Origin of the sequence: Achromobacter veterisilvae (assembly GCF_900496975.1) — a bacterium.
In the GTDB taxonomy this organism is placed as follows: Bacteria; Pseudomonadota; Gammaproteobacteria; order Burkholderiales; family Burkholderiaceae_B; genus Achromobacter; species Achromobacter veterisilvae.
Genome location: NZ_UFQC01000014.1, coordinates 32,274 through 58,274, shown reverse-complemented (window position 1 = coordinate 58,274; position 26,001 = coordinate 32,274). Strand labels below are relative to the sequence as shown.

The following is a 26,001-nucleotide window of genomic DNA, read 5'->3' as shown; positions in this document are numbered from 1 at the left end:
ATGAGGGAAGAAGCGATGACCTCGGAGCCCGCCGAGCGCGGAGCATCGGCGCAACGGGATGGGGCCGCGCGCGCGGCGGCGGTGCTGGAAGCGCGCAGCGTCGCCATCGTCGGCGCGTCGGCCGACCCCGGCAAGATTGCCGGCCGTCCCTTGGCCTACATGCTGTCCCGCGGGTTCGCGGGCAAACTGTTCCCCGTCAATCCGACGCGTGACCAGGTGCAGGGGCTCAAGAGCTATCCCTCGCTGTCCGCGATCGGCGAGCCCGTGGACCTGGCCATCGTCGGCACGCCGGCGGCGATGGTCGAGGAGGTGGTCCGCGAAGGCGCGGCGGCCGGCGTCAAGGCGTTCGTCGTGTTTTCCTCGGGCTTTTCCGAATCGGGAGAGGAGGGCGCCGCGCTTCAACGCAGGCTGGGCGAATTGGCCCGCAGCCAGGGCGTCACCATCCTCGGCCCCAATTGCCTGGGCGTGGCGAATAGCGCCACCGGCCTGATCGCTTCCTTTACGACCGCCCTGGAGGAAACGCCGATCGAGCGGGGAGGCTTCGCCTTTGTCAGCCAGAGCGGCGCCCTGGGGGCGTACTGGATGGACATTTGCCTGCGCTCGGGGCTCGGGTTCAGCAAATGGATCACGACCGGCAACGAATGCGACATGGATGCCGCCGCTGCCATCGCCTACCTGGCCGACGACGCGGACACGCGCGTCATCGGCCTGTACGTCGAGGACATCCGGGATTCGGCGGCATTCCGCCGGGCGCTGCTGCGCGCGGCGGCGGCCGGCAAGCCGGTCATCGCCATCAAGGCCGGCCGCTCGCGGGCGGGCGCGGCGGCGGCCGCCTCGCATACCGGCGCGCTGGCCGGCGACGACGTGCTGTACGACGCCTGCCTGCGCCAGCACGGCGCGCTGCGCGTGGATTCTCTGGGCCAGATGATGGACGTGGCCCGGCTATTCCTGTTCGACAGCGTGCCGCGGGGCAAGCGGCTGGCGGTCATGTCGGTATCCGGCGGCGCGGGGGTGCTGATCGCCGATGAGGCCGAACGCTGGGGGTTGGAACTGCCCGCGCTCGCGCCGCAAACGGCCGATGCGCTGGCGCCGGTGCTGCCTTCGTTCGTCAAGGCGGCCAATCCGCTGGATCTCACGGGCAACGTCGTACAGGACACGCCCAGCATTTCGCGGGCGCTCGAGGCGGTGGCCAGCGATCCGGGCAACGATGCCATCGTGCTGTTCGTCGGGCTGATGCACAGCATCGCCACGGCCTTCACCGACGCCATCGCGCATGCGCGCCAGCGCACGCGCCGTCCCATCATCGTGATCTGGATCGGCGTCAAGGAGACGTCGGCGGCCGTCCTGGAACAGGCCAGCATTCCGGTGTTCCGCGATATTCCTCCCGCCGTGGCAGCCCTGGGCGCCGCGGTGCGCCTCAACGCATTGCGCGAGGCGGCGTTGGCCATGCCGGCGCCGCCCGAGGGCCGCTCGCCGGCCGCGCCGGCCGGCAAGACCGCCTTCATGGCGGAGTGGGCCGGCAAGGCGCTGCTGCGCGACATGGGCATAGAGGGCATTCCCGCAAGCGTGCTGGTGGGGGAGGATCCGCCCGACAGCCTGCCCCGGCCATTGCGCTATCCGGTCGTCGCCAAGCTGCAGGCCAGCGATGTGCTCCACAAGAGCGACATAGGCGGCGTGGTGCTCGGGATAGCGGACGACGACAGCCTGCGGGCCGCGCTGCGGCGCCTGGGGCAGATCGCGCGCGATAGGCGCATCGAGGACTGGAGCATCCTGATCGAGGCCATGCAGCCGTTCGACCACGAACTGCTGCTGGGCTTGCGCCGCGATCCGAAGTTCGGCCCCACGCTCACGCTGGGCCGCGGCGGGGTCGAAGTGGAACTCGATCCGGACGTGGCCAGCCGCCTGTTGCCGCTCGACGCCGCGAGCATCCAGGAAATGATCGAGGGCTTGCGGTCGGCCCGGCTGCTGCGGGGGTTTCGCGGGCGGGCGGCGGTGGATGTGCCCGCGCTGGCAAGGCAGGTCGCCCGTCTGTGCGACGCTTTTCTCGCGCGGCCCGACCTGGCTGAAATCGAGATCAACCCATTGGCGGTGGGGGGCGGGCAGGCCTGGGTGCTCGATGCCGTGGTGGGCAGGTCCGAATGACCGGCGCGTCGGCCCATGTGCTGGTCCGGGACGCGGACGGCGTCCGCAACCTCGTCCTGAACCGCGCCGGCAAGGCAAATGCGCTCAGCGCGGCAATGCTTGCCGGATTGCGGCGTTCGATCGACCGCGTGGCGGAGGACGGCATCGGCATGGTCGTGCTCAGCAGCGCCTCGCCCACGCTGTTCTGCGCCGGCGGCGATATCGAGGAATTCGCCAGCGGCGCGGCGCAACTGGACGCGCAGGGCGCGGGCCTGCGCGAGCTCATGGCCGCGATGGCGCGTTGCCCGGCGCCCATCGTGGCCGTCGCCCGGGGCAAAGCCGCCGGGGCCGGCGTCATGCTGCTGGCGATGACCGATATCGTCATCGCCGCGGCGGACCTGAGTCTCGTGTGCCCGGAGATCGCCTTCAACATGTACCCCGTCATGGTCCAGGTCGCGCTGGAGACGAAGATCAGCGCGGCGCGGGCCAGGCAGTTGTGCCTGAGCGGCCAGCCGCTGGAGGCGGCCGCGGCCCGCGAGCTGGGCCTGGTGACCGACGTGCTGGCGGCGGGGGAGTTCGACGCGCTCGCGGCCCGGCGCCTGGCCTTTTATTGCGCGCGCGGCGAAGCGCTCGCGATCGCCCGCAAGGCGCGCCTGCGGATGGAGCCGCCCGAGGCGGTGGTCCAGCGGATCGAAGCGCTCGAGCCGCTGATGCACGAGAACTTCAGCCGTCCCGGCGTGCAGGAGGCGATACGCGCCTACCTGGCCGGGCTGCGCGGCGCGCGCGCCGATTGAGGGCAGGCCCGGTTTGTGCCGGGTGGCGCTCTATGCCACAATTTTTGACCTTTTCTATCCAGAGAAATTCTCTGTCTTCCGAATGACGACCGAACAGCCAGAAAAACTCGTGGGCGCGCTTGTGGGCGGGTTGCGCGTGCTCCGCTACCTCAGCGCGGCGCCCTCGGGCGTGGGCGTCACTCGCGTGGCGCGGGATCTTCAGCTCAATTCCAGCACTTGCTACAACTTCCTCAAGACGCTGGTCTACGAGGGACTGGTGACGTTCGACGAAGCCACCAAGACCTACTCCATCGCGCTGGGTCTGGTGGAGCTGGCCAAAGGGGTGCTGGAGCAGGGTTCCTACGTGAGGCTGATCCATCCGCACCTGCGCGATATCGCGCGCGTGCATGGCGTTACGGCGACGCTCTGGCAGCGCACCTCCAACGAGCGCGTCGTGCTGGTGGACCGGGCCGACACCGACAGTTCGGTGCGGGTCCACATGAGCGTCGGCCAGCGCCTGCCCATGTACATCGCGGCGCTGGGCCGATGCATGGCGGCGCATTCGGGCTTGGACGAGGACGAATTGCGCCAACGTTTCGACAGCCTGCGCTGGGACGACAAGCCCCCCTTCCGGGAATACCTGGCGGGCGTGCGGGAGGCGGGTGAAAACGGCTATGCGATCGACGCCGGCAAATACGTGAAGGGCGTGAGCACCGTCTCGGCCGCCGTGCTCGACGAATTCGGCAAACCGGCCATGGCCATCAGCGCGGTCGGCTTCAGCGCGCAGTTTTCCGGCGACGCGCTCAAGCGCCTGGGAGTAGACCTGCGCGATCGCGCCGCGCTGATCACGCGCGCGCTCTCGGGCGGCCGGGGCTGATCCTCCGCCTGGCTTGACGTTGCGCCCTTGCGCCCGCGCAGGCGCGGAAGGCGGCTGTCCGCCGCCTGGCCCGACTCCGTAAAAAACATGATTGACGTCCGCCGGGACCGTGCTTATCATTCATTTAACCGTCCGGTTAGTAAATTAACTGACCGATAACTAATATGTAACGAAGCAGCCGCAAGCCGGCGCTTCGATTCAGAAATCGCGGTGGTTACGAGGAGGCAATGGTGGCTAGCGCCAACAAAGAGCAATTGCTGGACGCATACCGGCGCATGTTGCGCATCCGGTTGGCGGAACTCAGGCTGGGACGCTTGTTCGCCGATGGAGAGGTGCCCGGGTTCATCCATCTCAGCATTGGGCAGGAGGCCGTCGCCGCCGCGATGGGAATGGTGCTGCGGCCGGACGACACGGTCGCGTCCACGCATCGGGGCCATGGCCATGCGCTGGCGAAGGGCATCGATATCGAGGAGTTCTTCCTGGAGTTGATGGCGCGCGACGAAGGAATCTGCAAGGGACGCGGCGGGTCGATGCACGTGGCCAATATGTCCATCGGCATGCTGGGCGCCAACGCGATCGTCGGCGCAAGCATCCCGATCGCCCTGGGCAGCGCGTTGGCCCATCAGGTCAGGAAAAAGGATGCCGTCGCGGTGGCCTTCTTCGGCGATGGCGCCATGGCCGAAGGCGTGCTGCACGAAAGCCTGAACCTGGCCTCGCTGTGGCGCCTGCCGCTGCTGTTCCTGTGCGAGAACAACGGTTGGGCGGAGTTTTCCCCCACCCACAAGCAGTTCGTGGCGCCGCTGGAAAAACTGTCGGCCGCCTTTTCAATTCCCCACGAAAAAATCGACGGCAATGACGTGCTGCGGGTGGCGGACGCCGCGCGCGCGGCCGTGCAGAGCATCCGCGCGGGCAACGGTCCGCGGGTGCTCGAATGCATAACCCATCGGTGGCGCGGCCACTATGAAGGCGATCCCCAGAAATACCGTCCTTCCGAGGAAATCGAAGGCCTGGGCGAACACGATCCGGTCGCGCGTTTCGAGGCGGTGCTCGATAAGCGGGGCGTGGCCAAGTCGCAGCGCCAGCAGGCGTACGAAGAGGTCCAGGCGCAGGTCGAACGGGCCGTCGAGCGTGCGCGCCAGGGCCGGTCGCCGGTCTGGCAGGCTGCCCGCGACGATGTGTACACCACTACAGAGGCGAACTGAGATGGCCGAACTTCGTTTTGCCCATGCCATCAACCGCGCGTTGGCCGAGTGCATGGAGGAAGACCCCGCGGTGTTCCTGTTCGGGGAAGACATCGCGGAGGCGGGCGGGCCGTTCGGCGTGACGCGTGGCCTGCATGCCCGCTTCGGTCCGGACCGCATCCGGGACACCCCGATCTCCGAGGCGGCGATGGCCAACGCCGCCGTCGGCGCGGCCTTGTCCGGCCTGCGGCCCGTGCTCGAAATCATGTTCATGGATTTCATGACGCTGGCCATGGACGCGCTGGTCAACCAGGCCGCCAAGGCGCGGTTCATGTTCGGCGGGCAGGCCAGCGTGCCGATGGTGGTGCGTACGCCGCACGGCGGCGGCATCAGCGCGGGCCCGCAGCATTCCCAATGCCTGGAAGCCTGGTTCGCGCATATCCCGGGCCTGAAAGTGGTGTGCCCCAGCAATCCCGCCGATGCCTATGGCCTGCTGAAATCCGCGATCCGGGATCCGGACCCGGTGGTCTTCGTGGAGAACAAGGCCCTGTACGCCCTGAAGGGCGAAGTGGCGGAGGATGCGGGACCGATTCCCCTGGGCCAGGCGCGGCTGGCCCGCGCGGGACGCGACCTGACGGTGGTCAGCTACGGCGCGACGGTGCACAAGGTGTTGCGCGCCGCCGAAGCGCTGGCCGCCGACGGTATTGAAGCGGAGGTCCTGGACCTGCGCAGCATCCAGCCCTGGGACGAGCAGGCGGTGCTTGCCTCGCTGCGCCGCACGCATCGGCTGCTCATCGTGCACGAAGCCGTCGAGGCATTCGGCGTGGGCGCCGAAATCGCCGCGCGCATGGCGGATATCGGCTTCGACGAGCTGGACGCGCCCATCGTCCGTGTCGCCGCGCCCTTCGTTCCGGTGCCGTTCGCCCCAGCGCTTGAAGAACAGTATCAGCCCCAAGAGGCCGACGTCATCGCGGCCGCGCGCAAGCTCTGCGCCTGACTCCAGGAGACAGCATGAACGAATCAAGCATCCTTGCCGAAATCCGCAACCGCGTCGGCATCCTCACCATCAACCGGCCGAAGCTGCACAATGCGCTCGATACGTCGACGCTGCTCCAGTTGGAGCAGGCGTTCGCCGCGCTGGAGGCCAACGACGAATGCCGCGTCATCGTCATTACCGGGGCGGGAGACAAATCCTTCGTGGCCGGCGGCGACCTGGCGGACCTGAATTCGCGCCAGGGGCTGGCCCACTACCAGGAATTCGCCGAAGACATCCACCGCGTATTCCGGCGCATCGAAATCAGCGACAAGCCCACGATCGCCGCGGTCAATGGATGGGCCCTCGGCGGCGGCACCGAACTGTTGCTCGCAATGGACCTGCGCATCCTGGCGGACAGCGCCATGATCGCGCTCACCGAGATCAACCTGGGCCTGTTCCCGGGGGCGGGCGGGACGCAACGCATCATCCGGCAGGTTTCTCCCTGCGTGGCCAAGGCGTTGATGTTCACCGGCGGGCGCATCGGCGCCGCCGAGGCCGTAAGCATCGGCCTGGCCAACCGGGTGGTGCCGCAAAGCCAGCTCATGGAGGAAACCCTCGCGCTGGCCGGCCAGATCGCCGGCAAATCGCCGCTGGTGCTCAAGTTGCTCAAGCGCACGCTGCGCGACGGCGCGGACATGCCGCTGGCCAACGCGCTGGCGCACGAGCAGGCCATGATAGGGCTGGTGCTGGATACGCGCGATGCGCACGAAGGCGTCGGCGCGTTTCTCGAAAAGCGCGAAGCGCGCTTTACGGGGCAGTAACCCATGAGCCCGTTGAACGACCTCCTGATGCCCAAGCTCGGCCTGACCATGACGGAGGGCATGCTGATCGAATGGTGCGTGGCGGCCGGCGATCAGGTCAAGGCTGGCGATCCCCTGTTCGTGGTGGAGACGGACAAGGTGGCCAACGAGATCGCCGCGGAAGCCGACGGCCTGATCGGCGAGATTCTCGTTCCCGCGGGGGAAACGGTGCCGGTCGGCGCGGTGGTCGCCCACTGGACGGGGCCGGGCCAGCAGGCCGTGCAGGAACCGGGCGGATCCGCCCCGGCCGAGTCGCCCGCGGCGAGCGTGCCGGCCGTCCCGCCCGCGCCCGCTACGGGCGGCAGGATCGTGGCCACGCCGCTGGCGCGGCGCCTGGCCCGCGAAATGGACCTGGACCTTGCCGGGGTCGTCGGCACGGGGCCGGGCGGGCGCATCAAGGCGGCGGACGTCCGCCACGCGAAGGCGCCGGCGCCGGAAGCCCCGCTCCAGGAGCGCGGGCAGCGCGTCGCCGCCAGCGGGCTGGTGCAGTCCATGGCCAGGCGGATGACGCAGGCCAAGCAGGTTCCGCATTTCTACCTGGCGGCGGAGGCCGAGATCGGCGAGCTGCTTGACTTGCGGCGCCGCCTGAACGATCAGCCTGGCGCGCCCAGGCTGACGCTGAACCATTTCGTTATCGCGGCCGTGGCCCGCGCGTTGGCGGCGCTGCCGCAGCAGAACCGCATCTGGAGCGACGGCCAGATTGTCCAGTTCGATGAGGTCGATGTCGGGGTGGCGGTCTCCACCGAGCGTGGATTGATGGCGCCTGTGCTGCATGGCCTGGCCGCGGCGACGCTGGACGGGATCGCCCGGCAGTCCGACGGCTTGCTCGAACGCGTTCGAAGCGGAAACGCCACGCACGCGGACATGAACGGCGGCGCGATCTCCATCTCCAACGCGGGCATGTTCAACGTCACCTACATGACGCCGATCATCAATCCGCCGCAGTCGGCGATTCTCGGAGTCGGCAGCGTGCGGGACGTTTTCCGCCCCGACGCGCAAGGCGCGCCGGCGCTCAAGCGCGAAATGGGCCTGGTGCTGGCCGCGGACCACCGGCTGCACGACGGCGCCGGCGCCCTGAAATTCCTCAATTACGTCATCGACCTGCTGCAGGACCCGTACCGGCTGCTGCGCACCCAGACTCAAGGATAGACCCCATGGATTTTTCGCTTTCGGACGAGCAGAAGCTGATCGTCGAGACCGCGCGCCGGATCGGCGAAACCTACGGCGTGGACTACTGGTACGAACAGGACCGCGAGAAGGCCTTTCCGCAGGAATGCTGGCAGGCCATTTGCGACGCCGGCCTCGCGGGCGCCGCATTGCCGGAGGCGCATGGCGGGTCCGGCCTGGGCATGGTGGAACTGGCGCTGATCGTCGAAGAGCTTTCGGCGGGCGGCGGTGGTTCGACGCTGGGCCAGTTGTTCATGATCAATCCGATATTCGGGGGCGTGCCCATTTCCAGGTTCGGCAGCGAACGGATGAAGCGCGAGCTGCTGCCCGGGCTGATAGGCGGGCAGATCAATTTCTGCATGGCGCTCACCGAGCCGGACGCCGGCACCAATACGCTGGCCATGAAGAGCTTCGCCGAAGCGCAGCCGGACGGCGGCTGGAGACTGGACGGCCGCAAGATCTGGATCACCGCGGTGGACGCCGCGCAGAAAATGCTGGTCGTGGCCCGCACCGCCAAGCCGGTCGAAGGCGCGCGGCCCACCGACGGCATCTCGATGTTCATCATCGACGTCGAGCGAGAGGGCCTGACCTATTCTTCCATCGACAAGGTCGGCACGCAGACCCTCAGCGCCTGCTCGGTGTTCTTCGACAACGTCCGTATCGAACCGCATGAACTGGTCGGCACGCTGGACAAGGGGTTCCGCGAACTTCTGGATGTGCTCAATACCGAGCGCATCGTGACGACGGCCAGCCTGGTCGGGGCGGGCCGCCTGGCTGAACGCCTGGCGGTGCAGTACGCCAACGATCGCAAGGTATTCGGCGGCAAGCCCATCAGCGCCTACCAGGGCTTGCAGTTTCCCCTGGCCCAGTCGCACGCCGAATTGCAGTGCGCCCGTCTCATGAACCTGAACGCCGCCGCCCTGTGCGACCAGGGGCTGCCGTACGGAACCGAGGCCAACATCGCCAAGCTCATCGGCTCGCAAGCGGCCAGCCATGCCATCGAACGCAGTATGCAGACCATGGGCGGCATGGGCTATGCGCGCGAATTCCACGTCGAGCGGCTGTGGCGCGACGCCCGCCTGTTCAAGTTTGCGCCGGTATCCGAGGAGATGATCCTGAACTACATCGCCATTCACGACCTCGGCATGCCGAAATCGTACTGAACCTGCACAATCGAGACGCGGGACCGGCTCCGGCCGCTACCCGCGCACTGAGCCGCCATCCAAGGGAGACCCAACATGTTCAACCTGAGCGCATCGATTGCGTATCACGCCCGGCGCGAGCCCGATCGCGCAGCCATCATCTACCGGGACGAGGCGATAAGCTACGCCGACTTCCAGGAGCGGATCCGCCAGGCGGCGGCCCTGCTCCAGTCGCGCGGCGTCGGCCGCAACGACGTCGTGGCCCTGTTCATGAAGAACAGCGCCGCCTTCCTGGAACTCGCCTTCGCCGCCAGCTATCTCGGGGCGGTCTTTTTGCCGATCAACTATCGGTTGGCGGCCCCGGAGGCCGGCTACATACTGGAAGACGCCAACGCCAAGCTGTTGTTCGTGGATGACGAATTTCCGGAAATCGTGGCGCTGGAAACGCCCAAGGTGATTGTCGATGCCGCGGCCCAGGCCGATTCGCGCCGCCTGGCCGAGCCTGGCCTGGCCGTTCCCGAGCAGGCCGCCACGGCGGAGCACGACCTGGTGCGCCTGATGTACACGTCGGGCACCACTTCCAGGCCGAAGGGGGTGATGCATTCCTACGGCAACATCCACTGGAAGTCGATCGACCACGTCATCGCGCTCGGGCTGACCAGCAAGGAGCGGCTGCTGGTGGTCGGGCCGCTGTACCACGTCGGGGCGTTCGACCTGCCGGGCATCGCGGTGCTTTGGGTGGGCGGCACGCTGTGCGTGCACCGTGAGTTCGATCCGGAGGCCGTGCTCGCGTCGATCGAACGCCATCGCCTGACCTGCGGATGGATGGCGCCCGTGATGCTCAGCCGCGTGCTGGCCGTGCCGAATCCCGAGCGGTTCGCCCTGGAGACCTTCGGCTGGTGCATCGCCGGCGGCGAGAAGACGCCCGAATCCCGCATCCGCGACTTTACCCGCGTGTTCACCCATGGCCGCTTCATCGACGGTTTCGGCATGACGGAGACCTGCAGCGGGGACACGCTGATGGAGCCGGGCCGCGAGATCGAGAAGATCGGCTCCACCGGCCGCGCCCTGCCGCACGTGGAAATCCGCATCGCCGATCACGAAGGACGCTGGCTGCCGGCCGGCCAGATAGGCGAAATCTGCGTGCGGGGGCCCAAGGTGACCCGGGGGTACTGGAACGCGCCCGAAAAAACCGCCGAGGCTTTTTTCGGCGGCTGGTTGCGCAGCGGCGACGTGGGCTACCTGGATGACGAAGGCTTTCTGTTCGTGACCGACCGCAGCAAGGACATGATCCTGACCGGCGCCGAGAACGTGGCTTCCAGCGAGGTCGAGGCCGTCCTGTACGAAATGCCGCAGATCGCCGAAGCCGCCGTCATCGGCGTGCATGACGAGAAATGGGGCGAGCGCATCACCGCCGTCGTGGTGCTCAATCCCGGTCAGACGTTGACGCTGGAGGAGATCGATCGCCATTGCCGCAAGCGCGTCGCCAACTTCAAGGTGCCGCGCGAGTTGAAGATCGTGGAGGAGCTGCCCCGCAATCCGTCCGGGAAAGTCCTCAAGCGGGTGCTGCGGGACCAGTACAACGCCTGACGCTCCATCGGGGAGCGGGCAGGACAGAAAAGGGGAAGACATCATGCGTTTGGCCGGACGATTCGCGGAATTTTCCGCGCAGCTTGCCATGGGGAACCTGCCGCAATCGGTGATCGAAAAAGCCCGGGCCTGCGTGCTCAACGGCTACGGCATCGCGCTGGGTTCGCATCCCACGCCGTTTTTCGGCGTGGCCGAGCGCGCCGCGCTGGCCATGGACGGCGAGCGTCCGGACGGCGCCACGCTGCTGGGCAGCGGCCGCCGCAGCACTGTCGCCGGCGCGGCGCTGGCCAACGCCGCGTTGTTCCATGGCCGGGCCCAGGAGGACACCTGCGGCGTGGCGCATTTCGGCGCCATCCTGCTGCCGCTGCTGACCGCGCTGGTGGAGCGGGGGGAAGGGCGCATGGAGGATTTCCTGCCGGCGCTGGTGGCGGGATATGAAGTGGGCGGCGCGCTGGAGTCCGCCTATTCGGCGCGGACCACGGCGGCGGGACTGCGCGCGTCGCCGCTCTACGGAACGATCGCGGCCGCGGCGGCCACGGCGCGGCTGTGGCGCTTGTCCGTGGAGCGGACCGCGGCGGCCCTGTCCAATGCCGCCTCGTTCACGGGCGGCATCCTGCAATCATTCGGAGACGGCACCGACGAGTGGCGCTATCAGGTCGGCATGGCGGGGCGCAACGGCCTGGCGGCCGCGACGCTCGCGGCCAACGGTTCGGTGTCGGCGGCCGGCGCCTTCGAGGGGCACGCCGGCTTCACGCGCGCCTTCGTCCGGACCGAGTGCGATGCCGATGCCATCGCCGGCGGATTGGGCAGGGACTGGTCCCTGCTCAAAGTCACGTTCAAGCCCTATCCCGTGTGCGCGCTCAACCAGACGCCGGTGCGCGCCAGCCTGTTGTTGCGCGAACGGCTGGGCGACCGGATGGACGGCTTGCGGGGCTTGCGGGTCTACCTCAATCCCACCGTCGTGGGTTATGCGGGCATGGACAAGGAAGGGCCGTTCCAGAGCGTTTCCGGGACGCTGATGAGCACGCAGTTCTGCGTGGCCACGACATTGCTGCACGGCGCGCCGACCATCGCGCGCATGGCGGATTTCGACGACGCGGCCGTCAAGGGCCTGATCCCCCGGATCACGCTCCATGCCGACGAATCGCTGGGTTTGCTGGCCTGCCGCCTGGAGGCCGATACGGGCAATGGCGAGCCCCCCTCCATCCTGCGGATGGACACCGACCATACCGAATACAGCTACGACCGGGCCCGTGTATCGACGCTCGTGCGCGGCATCGGCGAGGAAACCGGCGTGGCGCAACGCGCCTACGACCGCATCGAACGATTCGCGGCCGCTTTGCCGGACGCGGACCTGGACGATGTCCTGGCCGCTTTCAAAGAGATCCAGACGGCCCGCTGAGAGGCCCGCGGATGGCGCTTCGCGAACCCGGAGCGCCTCACAACGACGAGCAAGAACCTAGGAGGAGACAATATGTCCTGGTACAGGAAATCCACGCCCACGTGGCTGGCGGTGGCGGCCGCCATGCTGGTTTCAGGAAGCGCCCTGGCTGCCGACACGGTCAAGATCGGCATGACGTCAGCCCTGACCGGCCCCTACAGCGAATTCGGCGAAGGCAACCGCCGCGCCGTCGAACTCGCTGTCGAGCAGTGGAACGCCAAGGGCGGCATCAACGGCAAGAAGATCGAGATCGCCATGCTGCTGGACGATCAGTTGAATCCCGACCGCGCGGTGCAGAACATGCGCGCGATCCTGGACAACAAGGAGATCGTCGGCATCATCGGCCCGGCCGGCAGCGGCCCGACGCTGGCGGTGATCGACATGGCCCAGGCGGACGGCCGGCCCTACATGAACCCCATCGCGCAGACACCGGTAGTGACCTACTCCGGCGAGAAGACCGGCGAGAAACCGCGTCCCAATGTGTTCTCCTTCGCGCTGCAGAACGACATCGAGGCGGTAGCCATGGGCGAATACCTGGCGAAGCGCTTCAAGCGCGTCGGCATCGTGCATGAAAGCACCGCCTACGGCGTGACCGGCGTCGATTACCTGGCCGCCTCCATCGGCAGGAACGGCGGCGCCAAGCCGGTGGCCACGGACTCCTACAACCAGGGCGCGCAGGACATGACCGCGCAAGTGGCGCGCATGAAGCGCGCCAACGTCGACGCGATCGCGGCCATCGGCCTGGGCAAGGACCTGGCCGTCCTGCGCCGGACCATGGCGCGGCTCAACGTGAACGTCCCGCTGGTCGCTTCCAACGGGGCGTTGGGCCAGCCCTACCAGGAAGGCGCCGGCGACCTGACGCTGGGAACTCTGGGCACGATGATAGGCGCGTTCGGCAACCCCTTGCGCCCGGCCGCGGCGGATTTCGCCAAGGCCTACAAGGCCAAGTACGGCGCGGACCGCTGGTGGGGCAACGACCCGGAGAATCCGCAATTGTTCATGGCGATCTCGGTGTCCAACGGCTATGACGCGGCCAACGTCCTGTTCGAAGGGATACGGCTGGCCAATTCCAGCGACCCCAAGGCCATCATTGCCGCGATCGAGTCGATCAAGGACTTCCAGGGCGTGAACACCACCTACAACTTCTCGAAGGACCGCCACCATGGCATCGAGACCGACGGCGTGAAGGTGTTCGAGTACGTCAAGAAGGACGACAGGATCCGGCTGCAGCCGGTTGCCCAGTAATCGGCGCGCCGCGCATCCGGCGCCGTATCGCGCCGGATGCGCGCCATGCCTGCATGGATGATGGTGATATGGATTTCTTTATCCAAATGGTCGTTTCGGGATTGAGCGTCGGCGCCGTCTATGCGCTGATCGGCCTGGGCCTGAACCTGACGTTCTGGACCACGCGCGTGCTCAATTTCGGGCAGGGCTCGGTGCTGATGGCCGGCGCGATGCTGACGGCGGTCATGGTCGGCGCGGGGGTCAATGTCTTTCTCGCGGTGGGTGTGTCGCTGCTGGCGACTTCCTTCATCCTGTGGGTGGTCGAACTGGTCGGCGTCCGTCCCACGCGGCGCATCGCCGGCAGCATGGGGTGGGTGGTTTCCACCCTGGGGATAGGAATTTTTCTCCAGGGAGTGGCGAGCTGGCTGTTCGGCACGCAGGCGGTGGCGTTCCCGGACGTGCTGTTCAGCAGCGCGGATACCGTCGAGTTCATGGGCGCCTATCTCTCGCTCCAATACATCGCCGTGTTCGCCATCAGCGTTCTGATCGTCTGCCTGATGGAACTGTTCCTGCGGCATTCCGTCTGGGGCTACGGTGTGCGCGCGGTCGCTCACGACCGCGAACTGGCGTCGCTGATGGGCATTCCGGTCTACCGCGTGGTGGTCTTCTCATTCCTGGTCAGCGGCGTGCTGGCCGGGGTCGCCGGCATCCTGGTCTCGCAGGTGTCGGGCACCGTCGATCCGAATTTCGGCCTGCACCTGCTGATCCTGGCCTTCGTCGCCGCCGTGATGGGCGGGATGGGCAGCGCGTTCGGCTCGCTGGTGGGCGGGTTGATCCTCGGCGTCCTGGAAAAGCTGGTGGGTGGCTATGTATCTCCCGCGGCCGCGGAGGTCGTCGCCTTCGCGCTTCTGATAGGCGTGTTGACGGTGCGGCCGCAGGGGTTGTTCGGCAAGCGCGAAACAGTGAAGGTGTGACGACGATGAAACAGCTAGGGCAACTCCTGACGAACTCCTGGACGCTGGGCGCGCTGGCCGTGGCGCTGGCCATCGGGGCCGGCCACGTCGCGACCGGCACGGTGCAGATGTGGAGCTTCGTCATCATCAACATCCTGCTCGCGCAGGGAATCAATCTGCTGACGGGCATCAACGGCCAGATTTCCCTCGGCCACGCGGGTTTCTTCGCCATCGGCGCCTATGCCAGCGCGATCGCGCTGAAGTCCTTCGGCATTCCGTTTCCGGTCGCGCTGGTCCTGGCCACTTTCGCCGCGGCGGCGGTGGGGTTCCTGCTCGCGGGACCCGCCGGCCGGGTGCGCGAGTTTTACCTGGCGATGATGTCGCTGGGGTTCGGCCTCATCGTCTACGAGCTGGCGCGGGAGTTGCGCGGCGTCACGGGCGGGGTCATGGGTATGCGGGGCATTCCGTCGTCGCAGATCGGCACGTTGCAGATCTTCGGCTGGCACATCGACACGGTCGCCTATTTCCGCATCCTGCTGGCGGTGCTGCTGCTGGTGATGCTGATGCTGCGCAATTTCGTGAAAAGCCATTTCGGCCGGGCTTTCTACGCGGTGCACGTCAGCGAGATCGCCGCCGGTTCGCTGGGCATTTCGCAAGCCGCCGTCAAGCGCGCCGCCTATGCCATCAGCGGCGGCCTGGCGGGCCTGGCCGGGGGATTCTACGCCCACATGATCGGCTATCTCACGCCCGAGAGTTTCGGCCTCATGCGTTCCATCGAGATACTGGTGATGTCCATCGTGGGCGGCCTGGGCACGTTGGCGGGGCAGGTGTACGGCGCCATTCTCTTCACCTATCTACCCCAGAAGCTGCAGGCCTTCAACGACTACCAATACATCGTTTACGGCTTGATCCTGGTGTTCATTTTCACGCTGCTGCCCAAGGGGCTGGCCGGCTTGCTGCGCACGCAGACGCGCTACAGCAAGTTCGACCAGTTGGGGGCCGCCGCCGCGGGCACGGCCGAACCTCCGCTGTCCGTGCGCGAGCCCAAGGCGGGGCAGGACGCCGGCCAGCCGTTGATACGCATCGAGGACGTGGTCATGGAATTCTCGGGCCTGCGCGCGCTGGCCGGGGTCTCGCTCGCGCTGCGCGCGGGGAGCATCACGGCGCTGGTCGGCCCCAACGGGTCGGGCAAGAGCACGCTGGTCAACGTCGTGAGCGGCATCTATACGCCGACCTCGGGCCGCATTCTCTACAAGGGCCGGGACATTGCCGGCTGGCCGGCGCACAAGGTGGCGCGGGCCGGCATCACCCGCACATTCCAGGACCCGCGCAACGTGCCCACCTTCACCGTGCGCGAGAATATCCTGATGGGCGCCCACCGCCGCTATCGGCACGGCGCCGTGGCCGCGGCGCTCAATACGTCCGCTGCGCGGCGGGAGGAAGGCGCATTCCTGCGCCAAGTGGATGCGCTGATGGCGGCGGCCGGGCTGACCGAACAGGCGGACGCCACGATGAGCGAGCTGCCATATGGCATCCAGCGGCTGGCCGAAGTCGCGCGCGCCCTGGCGAGCGATCCGGAATTGCTGCTGCTGGACGAACCGGCGGCCGGCCTGTCGGAAGTGGAATCCGCGCATTTGGTCAGGCTCGTCCGCCTGGCGCGCGACCATGGCGTGGCCATCATGATCATCGACCATCACATGGATTTCCTGGCCGAACTGGCGGAGGAGGTCGTGGTGTTCGAGGCCGGAGAAGAGATCTACCGGGGCGACATGGACGGCATGCGCGCCGACTCGGCAGTGATCCAGGCCTATCTCGGCGTTGAGGAGCCCGTCCATGCTTGAAGTACGCAATCTGCAGGTCAGTTACGGAGCGATCGAGGCCGTGCGCGGCGTCAGCCTGACGGCGCGCCCCGATGGAATCACCGCGCTCATCGGCGCCAACGGCGCGGGCAAGTCGTCCTTGATGCGCGCGATTTCGGGCGTCACGCCCATCAAGGGCGGACAGATCCTGCTGGACGGCGAGGACATCTCGCGGCTGCCGCCGCACGAGCGAGCCCGCCGCGGCCTGGCGCACGCCATGGAAGGGCGGCGGATCTTCCATCAGCACACGGTGGAGGAGAACCTGATCACGGCCTGGCATTTCCGCAAGCCCAAGGGCAATTTCAAGGCCGCGCTGGAACAGGTGTACGGCAATTTCCCCGTCCTGGCGCAGCGGCGGGCGGCCAAGGCGGGGACGCTGAGCGGCGGGCAGCAGCAGATGCTGATCCTGTCCATGGCCACGCTGCACGAGCCGCGCTGCGTGCTGCTCGATGAGCCGTCGCTTGGCCTGGCGCCCATCGTGGTCGCCCAGATCTTCGACTTCATCAAGCAGTATTGCGCGCAGGGCAAGCGGGTCGTCCTGCTCAGCGAACAAATGGCCAGCCTGGCGCTCAAGGTGGCCGATTTCGGCTATGTGCTCAAGCATGGCCAGACGGTGTTCGAAGGGACGCGCGACGTGCTCACGCGCAATGCGGGCACGGAGCTTTCCAGCGCCTATCTGGGCGGAAGCAGGACGGAACAGGCGACATGAAAACGGACAAAACGGAAAAAGCGGACAAAGGGCCGATGGGCGACGTCATCGATACGGAATTGCTCGTCCTGGGCGGCGGGCCCGGCGGCTATACGGCGGCATTCCGCGCCGCGGATCTCGGCCTGTCCGTGACGCTGGTGGAAGCGCGCGAGACATTGGGGGGCGTCTGCCTGAACGTGGGCTGCATTCCGTCCAAGGCACTGCTGCACGCCGCGCGGTCGCTGGAGGACGCCCGGGCCTTGTCCGAACTGGGCATCGAGTTCGGCGAACCCCGGATTCGCCTGGACAAGCTGCGGACCTGGAAGGAGGCGCTGGTCGCCAAGCTGAGCGGCGGCCTTGCCGGCCTGGCCCGCCGGCGCAAGCTGCGGGTGGTGACCGGCAGGGGGGAATTCACCGGCCCGAACCGCCTGGCGGTCGCCGATGGCCCCACGGTGAACTTCAAGCAGGCCATCATCGCCGTGGGGTCGCATCCCGTGCGCCTGCCGGGCCTGCCGGAAGACCCCCGCATCATGGATTCGAGCGCCGCGTTGGCGCTCAAGGACGTTCCCGGGCGCCTGCTCGTCGTGGGAGGCGGCGTCATCGGGATGGAACTGGCCACGGTCTACGCGGCGCTGGGCGCCCGGGTCACGGTGGTGGAGCTGACCGAGGGCCTGCTGCCGGGTTGCGACCGCGACCTGGTCAAACCGCTGGAAGCGCGCGTGGCCGGCCGCTACGAGGCGATCCTGACCGGCACGCGGGTGGTCTCCGCGCAGGCGCGCGAAGATGGCGTGCACGTCATCCTCGAGGGGGCGAGCGTCGCCGGGCCCCAGGTGTATGATGCCGTCTTGGTGGCCGTCGGCCGCCGGCCCAACGGCGCCGGGATCGGGGCCGAACGGGCGGGTGTCCAGGTGGACGAGCGCGGCTTCATCGCGGTGGACGCGAGGCAGCGCACCAATGTCCCGCACATTTTCGCCATCGGCGACGTCGTCGGGGAACCCATGCTGGCCCACAAGGCGGCATACGAAGGCAAGGTGGCCGCCGAAGTCGCCGCGGGCAGGAAGGCCGGCAACGACGCCAAGGTCATTCCCGCCGTCGCGTACACGGATCCCGAAGTGGCTTGGGTAGGTTTGACGGAGACGGCCGCTCGCCGGGATGGCGTGGCGTACGAGTCGGCCAGCTTCCCATGGGCGGCCAGCGGCAGGGCGTTGAGCCTGGGACGCGGCGAGGGCTTGACCAAGATCCTGGTCGACCCGCGCACCCATGCCTTGCTGGGGGTGGGAATGGTGGGGCCGCAAGCGGGCGACCTGATCGCCGAGGCGGCGCTGGCCATCGAAATGGGCGCGGAGCCCGGCGATATCGCGCTGACCATACACCCGCATCCGACCTTGTCCGAGACACTGGCGTTCGCCGCCGAAGCGTATGAGGGCACGCTCACCGAGTTGTACCTCAATGGGAAAAAAAGTTAAATATGCGGCCGGTCCACGCAACTCACCGGGAGGGTTTGATCAGTGGCAACATGGAATAATTCGGTGCCGACGCACAAGGCGATGCATCAGTTGAAGCGCGAAGCGTTGTTGCGCCAGGCGATTGCCGCGTTCAACCAAAAAGGATTCCACGCTACGTCGCTCGGCGATATCGCGACCAGCCTTGGCGTCACCAAGGCCGCCTTGTATCACTACTTTCCGAACAAGCATGCGCTGCTGTACGAAGCCTTCGCTGAGGCGTTGCGCGTGGGCTTCGACGCCATCGAGCAGGCGGAACGCAAGGGCGGCACCGGCCTGGAGAAACTACAGCTCGCCCTCAAGGAGTACCTGGAGGTGACGCTCAGCGAAATGAGCCGGTGCGTCATCATCACGGAAGAGCACGCGCTCGAGCCGGACGACCGGGCCGAGATCGTCAGGCAGCGCGACCGCTTCGAAGCCAAGCTGCGCGGTTTCGTGCGCGAGGGGATCGAAGACGGGAGCGTCATTCCCTGCGATCCCAAGCTGGCCATTTTCTCGATTTTCGGCGCGGTGAACTGGGTGCCGAAGTGGTATTCCGATTCGGGCGAATGGAACAACAAGCAGTTGGCCAAGGGCATGTCCGAACTGCTGTGCCGTTCCATCGCCAGGCATCCGCCCGAAGCCTTTGCGCCCGATATCGGCAAGATGAAGGCGGACTAGGGTTCACGGCGATCCGATCGCCGTTCCCCGAAGGCTATTCGGCCTTCATGCCGGCCGACTTGACGATGCCGCCCAGGCGCTTGTCTTCGGCGGCGATGAAGGTCTTGAACTGCGCTACCGAGTTGGGTATGGGCTCGTAGCCGGCGTCGTTCAACTGTTTCTTGATCGCCGGCGTCGCCATGACCTGGGCGATGGCGCGGTTCATCGCCTCGATGACGGCGTCGGACGTTCCCTTGGGCGCGTACATGCCGCCCCAATGCGTGATATTGATTTGCGGGAAACCCTGCTCGGCCGTGGTCGGCGTGTCCGGCAGCAAGGGCGTGCGGTGGTCCGCGGTCGCGGCCAGCGCGCGCACCCGGCCGGCGGCGATGTAATTCCGGATCGATACGCTGGCTTCCGACGCCGCGTCGACCTGTCCGCCCATCAGCGCCGCGGAGCTTTCGGAGCCGCTCTTGTAGGGCACGATCGTCACGGGAACGTTCAGCGCCTGGCCCAGCATTTCGCCGACGAAGTGGCCGGTGCTGCCGGATCCCGCGGTGGCGAACAGGATGGGGTGTCCGCCGGCGCCGGCCTTTTTCTGCCAGTCCTTGAGCGTATGGATATCGCTCTTCGCATTGACGACGATCACCGACGACGATTCGAACAGCAGTCCGACGGGCACGAGGTCGGAGTCTTCATAGGGCATCTTGGCGCGCAACAGCTTGTTCGTGATGGCGCCGTTGCCCGCGACCAGGAAGATATAGCCGTCCGGATCGCTCTTGGCGACGGCGTCGGAACCGATCAGGCCGCCGGCTCCCGGCCGGTTGTCGATGACGACGGGCTGCTTCAGGTGTTCCGACAGCCCGGTCGCGAAGATGCGTGTCATGGCGTCCAGTTGGCCCCCCGCGGAGAACGGTACGACGAGCCGCAGCGGTTTCGTGGGCCAGTCGGCGGCGTGCGCGCCGGAGGCGAGCGCCAGTCCTGCCGCCAGCGCCAGGGCGCGCAGCGGGGAATAGAGTCGTTTTGCGTACATGGTTGTCTCCTTTGGTTATGGTGATGGCACTTCGCTTCTGCTTCTTATGGTTGCCGCGCGCCGCCTGAATCGGCCAGCGCCTGGCGCAGCACGGCGGGCAGGATGCCGCCGGCCCGCCAGATTTCCACTTCATGCTCGTTGTCCAGCCGGCAGGCCAGGGCCAGCCGGCGCGGCGCGCCGGCGCCGTGGATCACGCAGGAAACCGAGCCCTGCGGGCCCAGGCCGGCGTCGATGTCCAGATCATAGGTTTCGCTGCCGTCGAGTTCCAGGGTAAGGCGCGTGACGCCGGCCGGAAACTGCAGGGGCAGCACGCCCATGTTGACCAGGTTCGAGCGGTGGATGCGTTCGAAACTCTCCGCGATCACCGCGCGCACGCCCAGCAGCCGGGTGCCCTTGGCCGCCCAGTCGCGCGAGGATCCCGTGCCGTAGTCCTTGCCCGCCACGACGATGACGGGAACGCCCGCGTCCCGGTAGCGCATGGCCGCGTCATAGACGGGCATGGTCTCGCCGCCCGGCTCGTGGCGCGTGGCGCCGGCGGGTCCTTGCGGCAAGAGTTCGTTGGCCAGAGTGGGTTGCGCGAAGGTGGCGCGCATCATTACCCGGTGATTGCCGCGGCGCGCGAGGTAGGTATGCAGGTCGGAGGGCGCCACGCCCAGGGATAGCAGGTAACGGCCGGCGCTGGACTGAGGCGGAATCTCGTTGGCGGGCGAGATGTGGTCGGTGGTGACCGAGTCGCCCAGGATCATCAGGGCGCGCGCGCCCTGGACGTGGATGGCGCCCTCTTGCCGCGGCACATCCAGGTACGGAGGGCGGCGCAGGTACAGGCTCTGTTCATCCCAGGCATAGCAGGCGCCGGTGTCGGTGGGCAGGGCCAGCCAGGCGGGATCGCCTTCGAATACGTCGCGGTAGCGCTGCGTGAACAGGCCGGGCCGCACGTGCGCGGAGACCATCTCGTCGATCTCGGCATCGCTGGGCCACAGCTCGGCCAGGGGGACGGGAGTACCGTCCGGCCGCCAGCCGACGGGCTCCGTGTCCAGGTCCCGCTCCACCGTGCCGGCCAGGGCGAAGGCGACGACCAGCGCGGGAGAGGCCAGGTAGTTCGCGCGGGCCAGCGGGTGGACGCGTCCGGGGAAATTGCGGTTGCCGGAGAGAACCGCGGCGACGCGGGTGTTGCCCGCGGCGATGGCCCGCTCCGTCTCGGGCGCCAGCGCGCCGGACAGTCCGGCGCAGGTCGCGCAGCCGTAGCCGGCGGTATGGAAGCCCAGTTCATCCAGCGCAGTCTGCAATCCGCTGGCCCGCAGATAGTCGGTGACGACCCGGGAGCCGGGAGTGAACGACGTCTTGGTCCACGGCGGCGGACGCAGGCCCAGGGAAACCGCCTTGCGCGCCAGCAGGCCGGCGGCCACCAGCAGCCTGGGGTTGGACGTGTTGGTGCAACTGGTGATCGCGGCCAGCACCACCGCGCCCTCGGGCAGCGCGTCGCCCGCGGCCGCGGGCATGGCGGACGCCGCCTTCCTGAAGCTGATGGGCAGTTCGGCCAGGCTCACTCTTTCCTGGGGCTTGCCCGGTCCGGCGGCCACTCGTCCTATTTGCGCCAGATCCACGTCCACGATCCGGCTATAGCCCGGCTCCGGCGCTCCGGCCGCGCGCCACAGGCCGGCCGCCTCGGCATACCGGCGCACCCGTTCGACGTGCTCCGGGCTGCGTCCGGTGCGCAGCAGGTAGGACAGCGTTTCTTCGTCCACGGGAAAGTACGCACAGGTCGAACCATACTCCGGGGCCATGTTGGACAGGGTCGCGCGGTCCTCCAGGGTCAGCGTGCCGTCCAGGGCGTCGCCGGTGAACTCCACGAACTGCGCAACCACTTTGGCCTGGCGCAGGATGCTGGTGAGGCTGAGCACGATGTCGGTGGCGGTGACGCCGGGCGCCGGCCGGTTGCGCAGGCGCACTCCAATCGCCTCCGGCGCGCGCAGCACCACGGCGTCGCCCAGCATGGCGGCCTCGGCCTCGATGCCGCCGACGCCCCAGCCCAGCACGCCCAGCGCGTTGACCATGCTGGTGTGGCTGTCGGTGCCCACCAGCGTGTCGGGACAGGTGACGCGAGCGCCTTGCGCGGTGATCCGCGCCGAGGCGACCTCGGCCAGGTATTCGATATTGATCTGATGCAGGATGCCCTTGCCGGGAGGGACCAGGCGCAGTTTGTCGAAAGAGCCCTGCGCCCATTTGAGAAAGGCGTAGCGCTCGCGGTTCTGCGCGTATTCGCTGGCCTCGTTGGCGGCGCGCGCCCCGGCGTGGCCCGCCTGCTCGGCGATCAGCGAATGGTCCACGATCAGGTCCACCGGAATGTGCGGATTGATGCGCCGCGGGTCGCCGCCGCGCGCCAGTATGGCGTCGCGCATCGCGGCCAGGTCGATCAAGCTGGGTATGCCGCTGACATCCTGGGCCAGCACGCGAGTGGGGTACAGCCAGACATCGGCGGGCTCGCCGGCAGTGGACTGGGGGGCATCCGGATGGTAGGCCCGCAGCAGCGCCTGCGCGCGCGGGCGGCGATCGTCCGGGGCGCTTTCATGGCGCAGCGCATTTTCGATCAGCACCTTGGCGACGTAGGGCAGGCGCAGCGCGTCCAGCCCATGGGTGGACGCAAAGGCGGGGACCGAGAAATGGGATCCATATTCCGCATCGTCGTCGTACACGAGCAGGAACGGGTCATCCGGCGAGGAATGCATGATGGCGATGTCTCCAGTTGTATTTTTCCGTTCCCGCCGTCGGGCGGGAGGTGGCGGATCAGGCTGCCTTGCCGGCGTAGAGCGCGTCGAGTTTTTCTTCGTAGGCGAAGTATCCGATGCTTTCGTAGAGTTCCAGGCGCGTCTGCATTTCGTCCAGCATGGCGCGCTGCGTGCCGTCGCGGCGGATGGCCGCGTACGTCCGCTGCGCCGCGCGGTTCATCGCGCGGAAGGCCGACAGGGGGTACAGCGCGATGGCGACATCGGCCGCGGCGAGTTCGTCCACGGTCAGCATGGGAGTCTGTCCGAATTCCGTGATGTTGGCCAGGATGGGCGCGGGCAGCGCGCGGGCGAAGCCGCGGAATCCTTCCAGGTCGTGCACCGCCTCGGGAAAGGCGACGTCCGCGCCGGCTTCGATGCACGCCGCCAGGCGGTCCAGGGCGCTCTGCCTGCCCTGGCTGGCCAGCGCGTCGGTGCGCGCGATGATGACGAATTCGGGGTCGGTGCGCGCGTCGACCGCCGCCTTGATGCGATCCACCATTTCGGGCAGGGTCACGACCTCTTTGTTCGGCCGGTGTCCGCAGCGTTTGGCGCCGGCCTGGTCCTCGATCTGCATCGCCGCCGCGCCGGCCGCGATCAGCGATCGGGTGGTGCGCGCCACATTGAACGCCGACGCGCCAAAGCCGGTATCGGCATCGACCGTCAGCGGCAGCGGGCAGATCTCCGTGATCCGCCGCACGTCCGTCAGCACGTCTTCGAGGCCGACGATGCCCAGGTCGGGGACGCCGAGCGAGCCTGCGGCGACGCCGCCGCCGGAAAGATAGATGGCCTGGAAGCCGGCTTGCTGGGCCAGCAGCGCGTGGTTGGCGTTGATGGCGCCGACGATCTGCAAGGGGCGTTCGGTCTGCATTGCCAGGCGCATGCGCGCGCCGGCGCTTGCGGGGGCGGAGGGGGTGGGGAGGGACATGGGTGCTCCGTTGGAAGGGGATATGCCTACTCACGCAATTTGCGTACCAGGCTGGCTCCGCCCGTCGCGGGGCGGGCGGGGCGATGTTTCAATTTCAAAATTGAAATACATGGATTTCAATGGTGATATACGTGGGCACAACCGCTACAGGACCCGCCATGCTCCCCGCCTCGCCATCGACCGAACCGGATTCCGCCTCGTTGCCTCGCATCTGGGCCATAGGCATGGCGCGGATATCGCGCAGCTTTGCGCAGATACTGCCGCGCTTCGCCGGACGGGGAGAGTTCAAGCTCATCGAGGCGGGCTTCGAGGCGGCCGCCAACGCCATCAACCAGGCGGCCCGGCAGGGGCAGGTGGATGCGGTCGTGGCGGCGGGCCTCAATGGCGCCTATCTGCGGCGCCATGTGTCCGTGCCCGTGGTGCAGGTGAAGATCATCGGCTTCGAGGTCATGAACGCGCTCTCCACGGCCCGCCGCATTTCGCCGCGGGTGGCGTTGCTGGGGCAGGCGGGCCAGTATCCGGAGCTGGACACATTCCTGAGTACGTTCTCCCTGGATATCCCGGTCCGCACCTACCAGGATCCGGACGACGCGCTGGCGCAGGTCCAGGCGCTGAAGGGCGAGGGCATCGAGGTGATCGTCGGCTCCGGCCTGCTCGTGGATTACGCCGAGCGCATCGGCCTGACGGGCGTGCTGGTGTATTCGCCGGCGACGATCGGGGCGTGCATCGAAGACGCCATCGAAATCACCCGGCTGCAGCGGATCGAATCGGGGCGGCGCGAATACCTCAACGCGGTGCTGTCCAATCTGGACGAAGGCGTGGCCGCCGTCGACGCGTCGGGCAGGGTCCAGGCCCTGAACCCCGCGGTCGAGCGCCTGCTGGGCATCAGCGCGTCCGGCATGGCGGGGCGGCGGCTGGAGGAGATTTCGCCGGCGCTGTCGTTGGACGAGGTGCTGCGCAGCGGCAAGCGCGAGGCCGAATCCATCCATCGCCTGGCCGGCAAGATGGTGGTCGTGAACCGCATTCCCCTGGCGACCGGGGCTGGACTGTCGGGCGCCGTCCTGACCTTGCAGGAAGCCGGCGCCATCCACCGCGCCGACCGCAACCTGCGCACTCGCGCCCGGATGCGCGCCCACGCGGTGCGCTACACGCTGGACGATCTGTTCGGCACGGCGCCGCCCGTCGAGAAAGTGCGCATGCTGGGCCGGCGCTACGCCAGGGTGGATTCCACCGTGCTGATCGGCGGCGAAAGCGGCACGGGCAAGGAAGTGCTGGCGCAAGGCATCCATCAGGCCAGCGCGCGCCACAGTTTCCCCTTCATCGCCGTCAACTGCGCGGCGTTCCCCGAGAGCCTGCTGGAGAGCGAGTTGTTCGGCTACGAAGATGGCGCCTTCAGCGGAGCCCGCCGGGGCGGAAAGCCCGGCCTGTTCGAATCGGCCCATAACGGCACCCTCTTCCTGGACGAGGTGGGCGACATGCCGGCCGCGTTGCAGATCCGCCTGCTGCGGGTGCTGCAGGAACGCCAGGTGATGCCGGTGGGCGGCAGCGAAGCCGTGCCGGTCAACGTGCGCATCATCGCCGCCACCCACCGGGACCTGGCGGTCATGGTGGCCGCGGGGGACTTCCGCCAGGACCTGTTTTTCCGGTTGAATATTCTGCGCATCGACATGCCGACCTTGCGCGAACGCAGGCAGGACATCTGGCCGCTGGCGCAACTGCTTTACCTGCGCATTCAGGAGAACCTCGGCCTGCACCCGCACCGGCCGCTGTCTCCCGCCGCGCAGGCCGCCTTGATGGCGTATGCCTGGCCCGGCAATATCCGCGAACTCGAAAACGTGCTGGAGCGCCTGGCCGTATATCTGGTCGAGATGCCCGCGGATCTCACGGACGCGCAAATGCGGCGCGTCGTCGGCGACGTCGCGCCCGAACTGGCTGGCGGCGCGCCGGCGGATGGGGATGCGGAGTCGCTGGCCGACACCTCGCGGCGGCATGACGCGGCGCATATCCGGACGGTGCTGGCGCGCTGCGGGGGCAATCGCCAGGAGGCCTGCGCCATTCTTGGAATCAGCGCCACTACGCTTTGGCGCCGGCTGCGCGAAACTCGATAGCGGCGTCTTTCATCTTCCCGCGGCTTCCCGATGGCGAGTTATCGAATATAGGGGGCGTCAACGATTGTAAAGGCCGCGTCCTTTTAGGAATCGTCTTACTTTGGGCTGTGCGGCTGGTGGTTATCTTGGGGTTAACCCTCAAGCGAGAAGAAAACCACCATGAAGACCGTTATCCCC

The 26,001-nt window shown here is 67.5% G+C and carries 20 protein-coding genes; 17 read left to right on the top strand and 3 right to left on the bottom strand.

The window, feature by feature from the left end:
* The 16 genes from AVE30378_RS14915 (at position 1) to AVE30378_RS14840 (ending at position 19,014) form a co-directional block, all read left to right on the top strand.
* Complete coding sequence (locus AVE30378_RS14915; protein WP_244235053.1) at positions 1–2,142, top strand: acetate--CoA ligase family protein; 2,142 nt, start codon at positions 1–3, stop codon at positions 2,140–2,142.
* Positions 2,139–2,915, top strand: coding sequence for an enoyl-CoA hydratase/isomerase family protein (locus AVE30378_RS14910; RefSeq protein ID WP_129241658.1), 777 nt, complete (start codon positions 2,139–2,141; stop codon positions 2,913–2,915). Before AVE30378_RS14915 ends, AVE30378_RS14910 begins: the two co-directional genes overlap by 4 nt.
* Before the next feature lie 82 nt (positions 2,916–2,997).
* Positions 2,998–3,771 carry an IclR family transcriptional regulator gene (locus AVE30378_RS14905; protein WP_129241657.1) on the top strand — a complete coding sequence of 258 codons (774 nt, stop codon included), beginning with the start codon at positions 2,998–3,000 and terminating at the stop codon, positions 3,769–3,771.
* A 230-nt stretch (positions 3,772–4,001) separates the two neighbouring features.
* Positions 4,002–4,973, top strand: coding sequence for a thiamine pyrophosphate-dependent dehydrogenase E1 component subunit alpha (locus AVE30378_RS14900; protein ID WP_129241742.1), 972 nt, complete (start codon positions 4,002–4,004; stop codon positions 4,971–4,973).
* 1 nt (position 4,974) lies between these two features.
* Positions 4,975–5,949 carry an alpha-ketoacid dehydrogenase subunit beta gene (locus AVE30378_RS14895; protein WP_129241656.1) on the top strand — a complete coding sequence of 325 codons (975 nt, stop codon included), beginning with the start codon at positions 4,975–4,977 and terminating at the stop codon, positions 5,947–5,949.
* Positions 5,950–5,963: 14 nt separating this feature from the next.
* Positions 5,964–6,749 carry an enoyl-CoA hydratase/isomerase family protein gene (locus AVE30378_RS14890; protein ID WP_129241655.1) on the top strand — a complete coding sequence of 262 codons (786 nt, stop codon included), beginning with the start codon at positions 5,964–5,966 and terminating at the stop codon, positions 6,747–6,749.
* 3 nt (positions 6,750–6,752) lie between these two features.
* Positions 6,753–7,937 carry a dihydrolipoamide acetyltransferase family protein gene (locus AVE30378_RS14885; RefSeq protein ID WP_129241654.1) on the top strand — a complete coding sequence of 395 codons (1,185 nt, stop codon included), beginning with the start codon at positions 6,753–6,755 and terminating at the stop codon, positions 7,935–7,937.
* A gap of 5 nt (positions 7,938–7,942) precedes the next feature.
* On the top strand, positions 7,943–9,118 hold the full coding sequence (locus AVE30378_RS14880) for an acyl-CoA dehydrogenase family protein (protein WP_129241653.1): 1,176 nt from the start codon (positions 7,943–7,945) through the stop codon (positions 9,116–9,118).
* A 75-nt stretch (positions 9,119–9,193) separates the two neighbouring features.
* Positions 9,194–10,687 carry a long-chain-fatty-acid--CoA ligase gene (locus tag AVE30378_RS14875; RefSeq protein ID WP_129241652.1) on the top strand — a complete coding sequence of 498 codons (1,494 nt, stop codon included), beginning with the start codon at positions 9,194–9,196 and terminating at the stop codon, positions 10,685–10,687.
* A 43-nt stretch (positions 10,688–10,730) separates the two neighbouring features.
* Positions 10,731–12,089, top strand: coding sequence for an MmgE/PrpD family protein (locus tag AVE30378_RS14870; RefSeq protein ID WP_129241651.1), 1,359 nt, complete (start codon positions 10,731–10,733; stop codon positions 12,087–12,089).
* A 72-nt stretch (positions 12,090–12,161) separates the two neighbouring features.
* Positions 12,162–13,373 carry an ABC transporter substrate-binding protein gene (locus AVE30378_RS14865; RefSeq protein WP_129241650.1) on the top strand — a complete coding sequence of 404 codons (1,212 nt, stop codon included), beginning with the start codon at positions 12,162–12,164 and terminating at the stop codon, positions 13,371–13,373.
* A 68-nt stretch (positions 13,374–13,441) separates the two neighbouring features.
* Positions 13,442–14,326 carry a branched-chain amino acid ABC transporter permease gene (locus AVE30378_RS14860; RefSeq protein WP_129241649.1) on the top strand — a complete coding sequence of 295 codons (885 nt, stop codon included), beginning with the start codon at positions 13,442–13,444 and terminating at the stop codon, positions 14,324–14,326.
* Between the two features lie 5 nt (positions 14,327–14,331).
* Positions 14,332–16,146, top strand: coding sequence for a branched-chain amino acid ABC transporter ATP-binding protein/permease (locus AVE30378_RS14855; RefSeq protein WP_165360193.1), 1,815 nt, complete (start codon positions 14,332–14,334; stop codon positions 16,144–16,146).
* Positions 16,139–16,873, top strand: a complete 735-nt coding sequence (locus tag AVE30378_RS14850; RefSeq protein ID WP_129241647.1) for an ABC transporter ATP-binding protein — start codon at positions 16,139–16,141, stop codon at positions 16,871–16,873. The genes AVE30378_RS14855 and AVE30378_RS14850 overlap by 8 nt, the downstream gene beginning before the upstream one ends.
* Complete coding sequence (lpdA, locus tag AVE30378_RS14845; RefSeq protein ID WP_425265784.1) at positions 16,870–18,318, top strand: dihydrolipoyl dehydrogenase; 1,449 nt, start codon at positions 16,870–16,872, stop codon at positions 18,316–18,318. The genes AVE30378_RS14850 and lpdA overlap by 4 nt, the downstream gene beginning before the upstream one ends.
* A gap of 42 nt (positions 18,319–18,360) precedes the next feature.
* A complete protein-coding gene (locus AVE30378_RS14840) occupies positions 18,361–19,014 on the top strand; it encodes a TetR/AcrR family transcriptional regulator (protein ID WP_129241646.1) in 654 nt (217 codons plus the stop codon).
* Between the two features lie 34 nt (positions 19,015–19,048).
* Here AVE30378_RS14840 and AVE30378_RS14835 read toward each other — a convergent pair whose 3' ends face one another.
* Genes AVE30378_RS14835 through prpB form a run of 3 tightly spaced genes read right to left on the bottom strand, consistent with a single transcriptional unit; the run spans position 19,049 to position 23,716 of the window.
* Entirely contained in the window at positions 19,049–20,026 is a 978-nt protein-coding gene (locus AVE30378_RS14835; RefSeq protein ID WP_129241645.1) for a Bug family tripartite tricarboxylate transporter substrate binding protein, read from the bottom strand.
* Between the two features lie 44 nt (positions 20,027–20,070).
* Entirely contained in the window at positions 20,071–22,752 is a 2,682-nt protein-coding gene (gene acnA / locus AVE30378_RS14830) for an aconitate hydratase AcnA (RefSeq protein ID WP_129241644.1), read from the bottom strand.
* Positions 22,753–22,810: 58 nt separating this feature from the next.
* Entirely contained in the window at positions 22,811–23,716 is a 906-nt protein-coding gene (gene prpB, locus AVE30378_RS14825) for a methylisocitrate lyase (RefSeq protein ID WP_129241643.1), read from the bottom strand.
* A 158-nt stretch (positions 23,717–23,874) separates the two neighbouring features.
* Here prpB and prpR point away from each other — a divergent pair, with 158 nt between their 5' ends.
* The gene (gene prpR, locus AVE30378_RS14820) at positions 23,875–25,824 is read left to right on the top strand and encodes a propionate catabolism operon regulatory protein PrpR (protein ID WP_129241642.1); all 1,950 of its coding nucleotides are present in this window, start codon (positions 23,875–23,877) and stop codon (positions 25,822–25,824) included.
* Positions 25,825–26,001 lie beyond the last annotated feature (177 nt).